The sequence below is a fragment of the Mycobacterium pseudoshottsii JCM 15466 genome (assembly GCF_003584745.1).
Taxonomy (GTDB): Bacteria; Actinomycetota; Actinomycetes; order Mycobacteriales; family Mycobacteriaceae; genus Mycobacterium; species Mycobacterium marinum.
In genome coordinates this window covers 816,102-830,539 of record NZ_AP018410.1, presented here as the reverse complement: position 1 = coordinate 830,539, position 14,438 = coordinate 816,102, and the positions used below count along the sequence as shown (strand labels likewise).

At 62.6% G+C, this 14,438-nt stretch carries 5 protein-coding genes; 3 read left to right on the top strand and 2 right to left on the bottom strand.

The features are described from left to right. Positions 1-74 precede the first annotated feature (74 nt). Positions 75-965: an aldose 1-epimerase gene (locus MPSD_RS03760; RefSeq protein ID WP_020788849.1), complete on the top strand. Its 891-nt coding sequence runs from the start codon at positions 75-77 to the stop codon at positions 963-965. 356 nt (positions 966-1,321) lie between these two features. Here the strand turns inward: MPSD_RS03760 and MPSD_RS03755 are convergent, their stop codons facing one another. Then, entirely contained in the window at positions 1,322-2,524 is a 1,203-nt protein-coding gene (locus tag MPSD_RS03755; RefSeq protein WP_420811866.1) for an ISAs1-like element IS2404/ISMul1 family transposase, read from the bottom strand. A gap of 1,024 nt (positions 2,525-3,548) precedes the next feature. On the opposite strand from MPSD_RS03755, the gene MPSD_RS03740 reads away from it, so the two are divergent. Both MPSD_RS03740 and MPSD_RS30655 read left to right on the top strand, forming a co-directional pair. Then, complete coding sequence (locus MPSD_RS03740; RefSeq protein WP_372509746.1) at positions 3,549-12,863, top strand: PPE family protein; 9,315 nt, start codon at positions 3,549-3,551, stop codon at positions 12,861-12,863. Continuing rightward, positions 12,787-13,224 carry a hypothetical protein gene (locus MPSD_RS30655; RefSeq protein ID WP_375341560.1) on the top strand — a complete coding sequence of 146 codons (438 nt, stop codon included), beginning with the start codon at positions 12,787-12,789 and terminating at the stop codon, positions 13,222-13,224. The genes MPSD_RS03740 and MPSD_RS30655 overlap by 77 nt, the downstream gene beginning before the upstream one ends. On the opposite strand, the gene MPSD_RS03735 is transcribed toward MPSD_RS30655, so the two are convergent. After that, complete coding sequence (locus MPSD_RS03735) at positions 13,221-14,423, bottom strand: ISAs1-like element IS2404/ISMul1 family transposase (RefSeq protein WP_420811865.1); 1,203 nt, start codon at positions 14,421-14,423, stop codon at positions 13,221-13,223. The genes MPSD_RS30655 and MPSD_RS03735 overlap by 4 nt on opposite strands. Positions 14,424-14,438: the final 15 nt, after the last annotated feature.

Sequence of the window (14,438 nt, the reverse complement as noted above, 5' to 3'; positions counted from 1 at the left end):
CGGCAAGCCACGACTACCAGGAAAGGCCCCGCGCTCAGCCACCGCAGCGGGGCACGCACGCTAGTCTGGCCGGCGTGCATGCCGCAACTCTGCGCGACCCGTTGTCATCGGTGGAAGCACAGTTCGTGCCCGCGGCTGGAATGATCGGCACCTCGCTGACCGACGCCGGAGTGCAACTGCTCGGCCAACGGCGCGGCCTGGACGGCTACCTTGCCGCGGGCAAGACAATGGGAATACCGATTCTGTACCCCTGGGCAAATCGACTGGGCGAGAACACATATGACGCCGAAGGCAAGGAGGTAACACTGAACCCCGGCGCAAACGGGGTTCGGGTGGACCCCGCCGGCTTGCCGATCCATGGGGTCCTGGCCGCCTATCCCGGCTGGCGGGTCACGGCTCAATCGGGCAACGAGCTCACCGCAGAGCTGGACTTCGGGGCCGACCCGGTGCTGCTGGCCAGCTTTCCGTATCCGCACGTGCTGTCGTTGACGGCGCGGCTGGCCGAACGGGTGCTGACACTGCGCACCACGGTGACCCCAACCGGTGACACGGCCGTGCCGTTGTGCTTCGGCTTCCACCCGTATCTGCAGTTGCCGGGTGTGCCCCGCACCGAGTGGGTCATCGAGACACCCCCGCTGCGGCAGCTCTGCCTCGACCAGCGCGGACTGCCCACCGGCGAGTCGGACCACCGGCCGGCGAAGACAGCGCCCCTGGGCGAGGGCACCTTTGACGACGGCTATGACCAGGTGACCGAGGGAGCGGTGTTCACCGCGTCCGGTGGCGGGCGCCGCCTGGAGGTGCACTTCGAACAGGGGTATCCCGCGGCGCAGATCTTCGCGCCGATCGCCGAGGACGTGATCTGCTTCGAATCGATGGCCACCCCGACCGACGCGCTCCGGCGCGGCGGCTACCGTTGTGCGCCGATTGGCGAGTCGGCGATCGCGGTGTTCTCAATCCACGTCTAGCCAGAACAAGTCGCCTAGTCTGGTTTCGCCCCGCGGCGGCGGATATCGAGAGCGCGGCCGAAATTGAGCGCTGGGTGCAACAACCGATCACCGCGGCTCGCATATTTCGCCGTCCATCAATATCCGCCAACACAGGTTGTTTTCACAAAAGCCGCAATACCGGGTTAATGTTTCCGCTTCCTGCCGCACAGCCCATTTAGTGTCACTCCGGATATCTACGCGCATCACCGTTGGCCACTCGGATACGGCGCGGTTGCCGATATTGACCAAAGCCCACGGCGCCGAAATGAACAGGGCAGCCGCGCAGAATTCGGCCCCCTCGATTCGGGCTGGCCGCAGGGCTCCGGCGTTGTTGATTAGCAGGCTTGTGAGCTGGGGAATTGTGGATTGAGGAGGTCTAGGCGGCGGTTGGCGGTCAAAGCGGTGATCCGGCAGGCTTCGGCGATGTTGTCGGCGCCGTTGAGGCGGTGCAGATTGATCGCGGTGTTGCGTAGCGTTGCTAGGACCTGTGCGCCGTTTCCGGTATGTGCCCTTTGACGGTCTTCGTCGAAGGTGACGTCGCGTATCCAGTGCAGGCTGTTCTCGATTCCCCAGTGTTGACGCATCCAGGTCATGATCGCGGTAGGGCGGGCGTGCTCGAACGGCAGGCTGCAGATGGCATAGACCACCTCCACGCTGCGCTGGTCGGTGGCGGTGATCAAGCGTTCACGAGTGATCCGGATGATTTGTTTTGCGTAGGGGAAGCCGATTCCTCGTGCAGCGGTGATGATTTGCGGGGTGCGGGTCTCGACACGGCCGTGGCCGCGGGAGTCGTCGGTAGCGGCTGTGGGCACCTCGGCCCAGGGCAGCGCGGTGATACGCGCAAGTATTTTGGCTTGGTTGGGCTTGACGATCATCAGGTAGTGCGACTTCAAGGTGGCGCAGATCAACTTCGCGGTGACGACCTGGGTATGCATCGCATCCACGGTGACCAGCCACCGCAAGCTACCCGGCAGCAGCGTGAGCAGGGCGCGTACGCAGGGAATTTCATTGCTTTTCTCGGCGACAGCGAGTTGACCGAGCACCAATCGGGCACGGTGGGCGAACACCGACACGAGATGCGTGGCTGTCGCTTTGGCGCGTAAAGCACCACGCAGCATCTTGCCGTCCAACGCGATCGGCACCAATCCACTGGGGTCGCTGCTGGCCACGTGTGCAGTGAAGTAACTGCCTATCCTGGCGTTGAGGTCGGCGGGGTCTAGCCGAGACAAAACAGCGCGGAAGGTCTTCTCACTGGGCCGCCGGAACCGGACCCCTAATTGGGCCAACACATCATCGGGAGCGGTGGCCGCCCATGTGGCAAAACCAGCATAGCCGCGCATCCCCGCGGCAGTGGCCAGAACCGCGATCGCCAACAAAGCCATCAGCGAATACCTCCGACCGCGTGGGTCCCTCGGGTCTGGCACCGAGGCCAACACATCGAGAAACTCCGATCCGATGAGCTCGCTGCGCTCACCAGGACTCCAGCGGTCGAACACCTCTGGAACCGACGACACAGGCAATACTGAAACGGTAGGCACGGGCAACTCCAGACCAACGACGAACAGTAACCAACTCGATCGTTCTCCAGATAGCCCGTGCCTACACTCCGGCCCCAATAGCGCGGCACCAAAGATCATCAACCCAGCTCACAAGCCTGCTAATCAACAACGCCGGAGCCCTGGGGCTGGCCGCACCACACTCCCCAATCCGCCGCGCTCGGCGGGCGGCCCAATCTCCAACATTTCCGAGCCCTGACAATGCGCGTGACGGGACCGATGCAGGCGCCGTCGTCAGCGGCCAGATCACCTGGCCAGGCGATACCTGCGACCACCCGACACGAACCGTCACGCGGGGGTGCGCGGACCGCCCACGGTCGCGTGGCACAGCGCGCCCAACACCTACCGATTAGAGCATTGTTCTAGAACCAGCTTCGAGTACCGGCACCCTGGAGCCATGGGGCACTGCACCATTCGGCGCCGACACTGATGAATATTTTGGCTGATCCAGTCGCTTGAATGACGCGGCTACCTCCACCCGCACGACCGACCGGGAGCATCCCCATCGCCGACGCAATGGCGGTCCGTTCGCCGGCCTGGGGCGACTTGGCGCACAACGCGCCCTCGTTCGAGCCCGCGCGGTGCCGCTGGTTGCTGGGGCATGAACCTCACGCGCAACGATGGCGGGCCCGCGCGCGCCAGGCCCGTAGCCAACACCGAAAGCCGTTCACACTTGCGGTGCTCGAATTTGCCTCGTTCGACGACATTTTTGACAGTTTCATTTATACCTGGATGAATTTCGCTCGGCGATAGGTGCGCACAACGCGCATGTCAACGTCGCGTGTTTGCCCCAAACCCTGGAGCATGCCGACGGCACTCCGAGTCGAATCCGGCGGGATTAAGAAACCCAGATTTTTTTGAGCAAATCAGTGGCTTTTTCGCCGTGCGCAACTGAATAATCTTGCTGCTGTCGGCACCGGACTCAGGGAGGTCGTGCGGATGCCGTAGCGCCACTGCACGTACCGGTCAAACGGTTCGAGTTAAGGATCTGAGTTAGGGACGGGTGATGAATTTCGCGGTGCTGCCGCCGGAGATCAACTCGGCGCGCTTGACCATCGGCGCCGGGCTGGGACCGATGCTGGAGGCGGCCAATGCCTGGCAGGGTCTGGCTGGTGAGCTGGGCTCGGCCGCCTCGGCGTTCTCGTCGGTAACCACCGATCTGGTGAGCGGCGGCTGGCAGGGTGCGGCGTCGGCAGCGATGGCGAGTGCGGCGGCGCCGTACCTGAAGTGGCTGACGACCGCGGCAGCTCAGGCCGGGCAAGCCGCGACGCAAGTCCGATTGGCTGCGGCCGCATTCGAGGCGGCGCTGGCCGCGACGGTGCACCCAGCCGCGATCTCCGCCAACCGCTCCCAATTCGTATCCCTGGTGGTCTCTAACCTATTGGGGCAGAATGCCCCCGCGATCGCCGCCGCTGAGGCCGCCTATGAGCAGATGTGGGCCCAAGACGTTGCCGCGATGTTTGGCTACCGTTCCGGAGCGGAATCGATCGCCGCGGCGTTGACACCATTCCCGCTGCAGGCCGCCGGGTCGGTCGTCACCGCCAACCTGGGCTTTGCAAACGTCGGCTTCCGCAACTTCGGTAATGGAAATGTCGGCGACTACAACCTCGGCTCGGGAAACCTCGGCTCGGAAAATGTCGGCAGCTCCAACATCGGCAGCGGCAAAATTGGTTTCGGAAACTCGGGGCCCGCACTGACAGCGGCCCTCAACAACATCGGCTTCGGCAACACCGGCGACAACAACCGCGGCATCGGACTCACCGGCACCGGCCGATTCGGGTTCGGCGGCCTGAACTCGGGCAGCGGCAACATCGGGTTGTTCAACTCGGGCACCGGCAATTTCGGTATTGGGAACTCGGGAACCGGCAACTGGGGAATCGGGAACTCCGGCAACAGCTACAACACCGGCATCGGCAACTCGGGTGACGCCAACACCGGCTTCTTCAATGCCGGCGTCGCCAACACCGGCATCGGCAACGTGGGCAACTACAACACCGGTGGCTTCAACCCTGGCGATGCCAACACCGGCGGTTTCAACACGGGTAGCTACAACACGGGTTACCTGAATCGCGGCGACTACAACACCGGCGTTGCGAACTTCGGCAATGTCAACACCGGCGCCCTGAACACCGGCGACTACAACAACGGCTTCCTCTGGCGCGGCGACAACCAGGGTCTGATCTTCGGAGAGCCCGGTTTTGGGAACTCGACCACCGTCCCCTCCTCGGGTTTCTTCAACAGTGGCGAAGGTAGCGCCTCAGGGTTCTTCAACTCCGGCGCCAACAACTCTGGCTTCTTCAACGATTCCTCGGGGCCCGTCGGCAACTCGGGTTTCGCCAACACCGGCGTGCTGCAGTCAGGTCTGGTGAACTCGGGCAACACCATATCCGGTTTGCTCAACTCGAGCCTGGTGCCCATAACGACGCCGGCCTACATCTCCGGTGTCTTGAACACCGGTAGCAGCCTAGCCGGATTCCTGCTTGGCCCAACACTGTTCAACATCGGCTTCGCCAACGACGGCGTCGGAAACATATTGGCCCATGCCAACGTTGGCAACTACAACATCGGCGGAAACGGCAACGTCGGCGACTACAACATCTTCGGCAGCGACAATGCCGGCAGTTACAACATCTTCGGCAGCGGCAACATCGGCAGCCTCAACCTCGGCTCGGCCAATATCGGCAGTTACAACATCGGTTCGGCAAGCCTCGGTAGCTACAACGTCGGATTCGGAAACCTCGGTGACTACAACACCGGCTTCGGCAACGCCGGCAGCTACAACCAAGGTCTGGCCAACACCGGCAGCAACAACACCGGGTTCGCCAACACCGGCAACGGGAACATCGGCATCGGACTGACCGGTGACGGCCAGATCGGAATCGGCGCACTGAACTCCGGCATCGGCAACGCGGGCTTGTTCAACTCGGGAACCGACAACGTCGGCCTGTTCAACTCGGGCAGCGGAAACATCGGGATCGGAAATTCGGGCAGCGGGAACACGGGCCTGCTCAATGCGGGCGTTGCGAACTGGGGCCTGGAGAATCCCGGCACCGCGAACACCGGTATCGGTAACGCCGGCCAGTACAACACGGGCCTGCACAACGTCGGAGCGGCCAACACCGGCTTCTACAACAACGGCAGCTACAACACCGGTGGCTTCAACGTGGGCAGCACCAACACCGGCAGCTTCGATGCGGGTAGTGCGAACACGGGCAACTTCAACCCCGGTGACACCAACACGGGCTCCTACAACCCCGGGAACGTCAACACCGGCTTCTTCGACACCGGGAACTACAACAACGGCTTCTTCGTGACCAGCGACAACCAAGGTCAGATCGCGATCAACCTATCGGTCACCACTCCGCACATTCCCATCGATGTGCAGTCGATCGTGCCGGTGAATCAGGTATACACGCTGGGCGGCGACACGATACAAGTCAGCGAGGCTGGATCGGTCTTCCCCAGGACCTACTATCTGGGCGGCCTGTTCTTCCTGGGACCGATCAACCTCGGCGCCTCCACCCTGACGATTCCCACCGTGACAATCGCCCTCGGTGGACCGAGCACGAACATACCGATCAGTATCGTCGGCGCCGTCGAAAGCCGCGCGATCACCTTCCTGGACATCCCGGCAGCGCCCGGCTTCGGAAACACCACCGCCGGCCCGTCGTCAGGCTTTTTCAACGCCGGCACCGGAGGCGACTCCGGCTTCGCCAACTTTGGCGCCGCCAGTTCGGGCCTGTGGAACAGCGGGGTGGCGGCGGCCGGAAACTCGGGCGTGCAAAACTTCGGCTCGCTGGCATCAGGCTGGGCGAACCTGGGCAACACGCTGTCGGGCTTCTACAACACCAGTACGGCGAACCTCGCTGCACCAGCCAATCTTTCGGGTCTATTCAACGTCGGCACCGACCTGGCGGGTGTGCTTCGCGACGCCAACGGAACAATCTTGAATCTGGGCCTTGCCGACCTGGGCCACCTCAACGTGGGCAGCGGAAACGTCGGCGACTTCAATGTGGGCAGCGCAAACATCGGTAGCGCGAACTTCGGATTCGGCAACGTCGGCTCCGACAACCTCGGCAGCGGGAACATCGGCAGCGGCAACATCGGGTTCGGAAACGCCGGAGCGCGGCTGACGGACGCGTTCAACAACATCGGCTTCGGCAACACCAGCGACAACAACATCGGCTTCGGCAACACCGGCAACACCGGCAACAACAACATCGGCATCGGCCTTACCGGTGCTGGCCAGCGGGGCGTGAATTTCGCCGGCGGGTTGAACTCGGGTAGCGGCAACATCGGGTTGTTCAACTCGGGCACCAACAACGTCGGTATCGGAAACTCCGGAACCGGAAACTGGGGCATCGGCAACAGCGGCAGCCTCAACACCGGATTCGGCAATGCCGGCAGCACCAATACGGGCCTGTTCAACACCGGGATGGTCAACACCGGTATCGCCGATGTGGGTGACTACAACACCGGCTGGCTCAACACGGGTGACGTCAACACCGGCGCCGCCAACCGCGGCGACTACAACACGGGCTGGTACAACACGGGCAACTACAGCACCGGCTTTGCCAACGCTAGCAACATCGATACCGGCCTGCTGATCAGTGGTGACATGGGCAACGGCTTCGCCTGGCGCGGCGACCAGCAGGGCCAGGTGAGCGCCAGCTATGTCATCCATGTTCCGGAGATTCCAGCGCATGTCAACGCCAGCGCCCCCATCAACATCCCGCTCACCGCCAACTTCACCAACACGCTGTACAGCGGAATAACGATGGAGGACATCAACTTCGGTTTTACCGTCGCGATTGGGCCGCTACCTGTCTTGACCGGAACGATCGACTCCGTCACCCTTGCCCCGATCACGGCCACCGGTCCGGCGATTTCGTTCAACATCGGCGACCCCAAGGGGACGACGGTGGTGTCGATCCCCGCCACGGCCAGTCTCGGCCCCGTCGACTGGACCATATTCGACATCCCGGCGGTCACCGGCTTGTTCAACTCCACCAGCAGCCCGTCATCGGGTTTCTTCAACGGCGGCACCGGAACGGTATCGGGGATCGCGAATTTCGGCGGCGACATCTCCGGCTTCCAGAACTTCGGGACCTCGGCAGTATCGGGCTTCAAGAACGTCGGCTCGCTGCAATCGGGTCTGCTGAACATCGGCGACACGGTCTCCGGCCTGTTCAATACCGGCATCGGGACACCCGCCAATGTCTCGGGCGTGTCGAACATCGGCACCACCCTCGCGGGCATCCTCGTCGACCAGGCGTCTGGAATGTCAACCTTCAGTTTGGGACTGGCCGACATCGGCCAGGCCAACGTGGGCTTCGGCAACACCGGCGACTTCAATCTCGGCTTCGCCAACCTTGGCGACGAGAACCTGGGCCTTGGCAACAGTGGATTCAACAATCTCGGCTTGGCCAACCTCGGCAACTTCAACGTCGGCTCGGCGAACCTGGGTGGCTACAACATCGGCTCGTCCAACCTCGGCGACTACAACGTCGGATTCGGCAACGCGGGCGGCTTCAATCAGGGCCTTGCCAACAGCGGCAACAACAACATCGGTATCGGGCTCACCGGCGACAACCAGCAGGGCTTCAATTTTGGTGGCGGCCTGAACTCCGGCACCGGCAACACCGGACTGTTCAACTCCGGCAACGCAAACTGGGGCATCGGCAACACCGGCGTCACCAATACGGGCGTCTTCAACTCGGGTCAGATCAACACCGGATTGTGGAATGCGGGCAACGTCAACACCGGAATCGGCAACCCGGGCAACTACAACACCGGAAGCTTCAACACCGGAAGCTTCAACACGGCCGGTCTCAACCCGGGCGACTACAACACCGGCTACCTCAACAGCGGCAACTACAACACTGGTTTTGCCAACTCCGGCGACGTCAACACCGGCGCATTCATCTCGGGCAACTACAGCAACGGCTTGTTGTGGCGGGGCGACTATCAGGGCCTGTGGGGCATCGATTACGCGATCACCATTCCCGACACCGCCATCCCACTGAACCTGGATGTGCCGGTCTACCTCGACATCCCCATCACCGGCACACTCGGGGTCTTCACCGTCGACGGATTCACCATCCCGGCGTCCACCGTCGAATTGGACATCGTCGGCATCGGGTTCAAGGCCGTCCATGTCAGCGCGATCAAGTTCCCCAACCTCGAGCTGGGCCTACCCGCAATTGACATCAACATCGGTACCGGACCGGAACCGTTGATCCACATCGTCGGCACCGGCGGCCTGCTGCCGATCAAGATCCCGATCATCGACATTGCGGCCGCCCCCGGTTTCGGTAACTCCACGACAACTGCGTCCTCGGGCTTCTTCAACACCGGCAGCGGCACCGCCTCCGGGTTCGGTAACACAGGCGGCAACAATTCCGGGTTCTTCAACCTCGCTTCGGGCAGCTCCGGAATATCGGGCTACCAGAACCTCGGCGATCTGGTGTCGGGCATGTCCAACCTGGGCAACAGCGTCTCGGGCTTTTTCAACACGAGCTCCCTGGGCGTATCGATACCGGCCGACATCTCCGGCGCCGCCAACATCGGCACCAACATCGCAGGGTTCTTCAATGACAACCCAATCGGCAACCTGGGCATCGCCAACCTCGGCAACGGAAACATCGGCGACGGAAACATCGGCAGCAACAACGCCGGTTTCGGCAATGTCGGTGCCAACAACTTCGGCAGCGGCAATATCGGGAGCTTCAACTTCCTCTCCGGTAACCACGGGACATACAACTTCGGGCTGGGAAACCTGGGCGACTACAACGTCGGCCTGGCAAACCTGGGCGACTACAACGTCGGCTTCGGGAACGCGGGCAGTCTCAACCAGGGCTTTGCCAACACCGGCGACCACAACATCGGCATCGGCAACACTGGCAACAACAACATCGGCATCGGGCTCACCGGCGACAACCAGGTAGGTATCAACCTCGCCGGCGGGCTGAACTCCGGCACCGGAAATGCCGGCCTGTTCAACTCGGGCACCGGCAACACCGGCATCTTCAACTCCGGCACCGCAAACTGGGGCATCGGCAACTCCGGGACCGCCAATTCCGGCATCGCCAACTCGGGCAGCACGAACTGGGGCCTGTGGAACCCGGGCACCGGCAACACCGGCATCGCAAACGCAGGCGACTACAACACGGGTCTGTACAACGCCGACCACACCAACACCGGCCTGGCCAACCCCACCGACTACAACACCGGCTTTTTCAACACCGGCGACTACAACACCGGCCTGGCGAACGCAGGCAACTACAACACCGGTTTCTTCAACACCGGCGACTACAACACCGGCCTGGCGAACACGGGCGACGTCAACACCGGCGCATTCATCTCCGGCAACTACAGCAACGGCATGTTCTGGCGCGGGGACTACCAAGGGCTAGTGGGCGCCCACTACGAGATCTTCATTCCCGAATTCCCGGTGCTCAACTTCGATTTGAACATCCCGGTCGACATCCCGATCTACCTCGATCTCGGCAGCCTGGCCCTCAACGGCTTCACGATTCCCACCATCACGATCGACGCCCTGTCGATCACCGATTTCAAAATCGGGCCGATCACCATCCCGACCATCAAGGGCATTCTGCCGGTCATCGATATCAACATCGGCAACCCCGACGGTTCCAGCTCGATCCCCATCGCGATTCGCAGCGGCTTAGGACCCATCAGCATCGTCTTGCTCGACATCCCCGCGGCGCCCGGGTTCGGAAACTCGACCTCGGCCCCGTCGTCGGGCTTCTTCAACTCCGGCACCGGAACCGCCTCGGGCTTCGGAAACGTCGGCGCAAACAATTCGGGCTTCTGGAACACCGGCTTCGGCGACATCGGCAGTTCCGGCTTGCAGAACTACGGCCAACAACTCTCCGGCTGGGCGAACCTGGGCAACACCGTCTCGGGCTGGTACAACAGCAGCACGGCGGATCTTCCGACCGCGGCCAACCTCTCGGGCCTCTTCAACATCGGCACGGAGCTATCGGGGGTGCTGCGCGACTCGGCCGGCACGATCTTCAACGCGGGCCTGGGCGATTTGGGCCAGCTGAACCTGGGCAGCGGAAACGTCGGCGACTTCAACGTGGGCAGCGCAAACATCGGCAGCTTCAATGTCGGATTCGGAAACGTCGGCGCCGACAACCTCGGCAGCGGGAACATCGGCAGCGGCAATATCGGGTTCGGAAACGCCGGAGCGGGCTTGACGGAGGCGTTCAACAACATCGGCTTCGGCAACGTCGGCGACACCAACATCGGGTTCGGCAACACCGGCAATGGCAACCTCGGCTTCGGCAACACCGGCAACGGCAACATCGGCATCGGGCTCAGCGGCGACGGCCAGATCGGGTTCGGCCCGCTCAATGACGGCGTCGGCAACGCGGGCCTGTTCAACCTGGGCGACTTCAACACGGGACTGGCCAACGCCGGCAACGACAACCAGGGCTGGTCGAACACCGGAAGCAACAACATCGGGCTGTTCAACACCGGGGACAACAACGTCGGCATCGGGCTCACCGGCGACGGCCGAGTCGGGTTCGGGTCGCTGAGTTCGGGTGCCGGCAACACCGGCTTCTTCAACTCCGGGACCTCGAATGCCGGCATGTTCAACTCCGGCACCGGCAACGTCGGCTTCTTCAACTCCGGCACCGGCAACGTCGGCATCGGGAACATGGGTACCGGCGGCATCGGCATCGGTCTGCAGGGTGACAACCTGGTGGGCATCGGCGGCCTGAACTCGGGCAGCTTCAACGTCGGCCTCTTCAACTCCGGCACCGGCAATGTCGGCATCGGCAACTCCGGCACCAGCAACTGGGGCATCGGAAACTCCGGCAGCCACAACAGCGGCATCGGCAACACGGGCAGCTACAACACCGGCTTGTTCAACTCCGGTTCCTTCAACACCGGCATCGCCAACCCCGGCAATTTCAACACCGGCTTGTTCAACATCGGCGTCTTCAACACCGGCATCGCCAACCCCGGCGACTACAACACCGGCTTCTACAACACCGGTGACTACAACACCGGCCTGGCAAACATCGGCAACTTCGACACCGGCGCCTTCATCACCGGCAACATGGCCAACGGCGTCTTCTGGCGGGCCGACAGCATGGGGCAGCTGTCCGCCCACTACGCCATCACGGTCAACAGGATTCCGGCATTCATGACCATCGATGCCCCGGTCAACATCCCTATCACCGGCACCATCACCGACATCTCGATCCCGGCCGTGACCTTCCCGAAAGTGCCCGCCACGGGCAAGGTCGACCTCGCCATCATCAGTGGCACGGTCATCGCACCGATCGGCCCCATCACCATCCACGGTGGCGACGCGTCGGCCCCGTTGAACACACCCATCGTCATCGACTTCGGCACCCAACCGGCGTTGCAGCTCAATCTCGGTAATCCCGATGGTTCCACCGTCGTTCACGTCGGTGGCTACTTCAACTTCTGCCCCGGCCAGATTCCGCTCATCGACATCAAACCGGCCGCCGGCTTCTTCAACGCGACCACCGGCCCGTCGTCGGGCTTCTTCAACCTGGGCGACGGAAGCGCGTCCGACTTCGCCAACGTGGGTGCCAACAACTCGGGCATCTGGAACGTCGCCACCGCCGCCCTGGGCAACTCCGGCTTCCAAAACATCGGGTCGCAGCAATCCGGCCTGGCCAACCTCGGCAACGCCATCTCCGGTTTCCTCAACACCGGTGGCGCAACGCCGGCCAACCTCTCCGGATTCCAAAACATCGGCACCGACCTGGCCGGCTGGTACCGCAATGGGCCGGACGCAACGACCTTCAGCTTCGGCATCGCAAACCCCGGATTCTGGAACGTGGGCAGCGCCAACATCGGCAGCTACAACCTCGGAAACGCCAACATCGGCGATTCCAACTTCGGCTTCGGCAACCTCGGCAGCGCCAACCTCGGCAGCGCCAATCTCGGCGGCTTCAACCTCGGCAGCGCCAACATCGGCAGCTACAACTTCGGCTTCGCCAACACCGGCCCGGCGCTGTCGGACGCCATCGGCAACATCGGGTTCGGCAACACCGGAAGCTACAACATCGGGTTCGGCAACCCCGGCAACGGCAACCTCGGCTTCGCTAACACCGGCGACGGAAACATCGGGATCGGACTCGCCGGTGACACTATGACCGGATTCGGGGGCTGGAACTCGGGCAGCGGCAACATCGGCTTGTTCAACTCCGGCACCAACAACATCGGCTTCGGAAATTCCGGCACCGGCAACTGGGGGCATCGGCAACTCCGGCAGCTACAACACCGGCATCGGCAACACCGGCACAACTAACACCGGGTTCTTCAACTCCGGCATGGTCAACACCGGCATCGGCAACGCGGGCAACTACAACACCGGCTGCTACAACAGCGGCGACTTCAACACCGGCAGTTTCAACCCGGGCGACTACAACACCGGCGGCTTCAATCCGGGCAACTACAACACCGGCTACTTCAACGAGGGCAATTCCAACACCGGCCTGGCCAACTCCGGCAACGTCAACACCGGCGCGTTCATCTCGGGCAATTACAGCAACGGGTTGCTGTGGCGCGGCGATTACCAGGGCCTGCTCGGCTTCACCTACGAGTCCACCGTTCCAGCGATCCCGTGGAATATCGGGGTGCACTCCCAGGGCTCCGGCGTTGTTGATTAGCAGGCTTGTGAGCTGGGGGATTGTGGATTGAGGAGGTCTAGGCGGCGGTTGGCGGTCAAAGCGGTGATCCGGCAGGCTTCGGCGATGTTGTCGGCGCCGTTGAGGCGGTGCAGATTGATCGCGGTGTTGCGTAGCGTTGCTAGGACCTGTGCGCCGTTTCCGGTATGTGCCCTTTGACGGTCTTCGTCGAAGGTGACGTCGCGTATCCAGTGCAGGCTGTTCTCGATTCCCCAGTGTTGACGCATCCAGGTCATGATCGCGGTAGGGCGGGCGTGCTCGAACGGCAGGCTGCAGATGGCATAAACCACCTCCACGCTGCGCTGGTCGGTGGCGGTGATCAAGCGTTCACGAGTGATCCGGATGATTTGTTTTGCGTAGGGGAAGCCGATTCCTCGTGCAGCGGTGATGATTTGCAGGGTGCGGGTCTCGACACGGCCGTGGCCGCGGGAGTCGTCGGTAGCGGCTGCGGGCACCTCGGCCCAGGGCAGCGCGGTGATACGCGCAAATATTTTGGCTTGGTTGGACTTGACGATCATCAGGTAGTGCGACTTCAAGGTGGCGCAGATCAACTTCGCGGTGACGACCTGGGTATGCATCGCATCCACGGTGACCAGCCACCGCAAGCTACCCGGCAGCAGCGTGAGCAGGGCACGTACGCAGGGAATTTCATTGCTTTTCTCGGCGACAGCGAGTTGACCGAGCACCAATCGGGCACGGTGGGCGAACACCGACACGAGATGCGTGGCTGTCGCTTTGGCGCGTAAAGCACCACGCAGCATCTTGCCGTCCAACGCGATCGGCACCAATCCACTGGGGTCGCTGCTGGCCACGTGTGCAGTGAAGTAACTGCCCATCCTGGCGTTGAGGTCGGCGGGGTCTAGCCGAGACAAAACAGCGCGGAAGGTCTTCTCACTGGGCCGCCGGAACCGGACCCCTAATTGGGCCAACACATCATCGGGAGCGGTGGCCGCCCATGTGGCAAAACCAGCATAGCCGCGCATCCCCGCGGCAGTGGCCAGAACCGCGATCGCCAACAAAGCCATCAGCGAATACCTCCGACCGCGTGGGTCCCTCGGGTCTGGCACCGAGGCCAACACATCGAGAAACTCCGATCCGATGAGCTCGCTGCGCTCACCAGGACTCCAGCGGTCGAACACCTCTGGAACCGACGACACAGGCAATACTGAAACGGTAGGCACGGGCAACTCCAGACC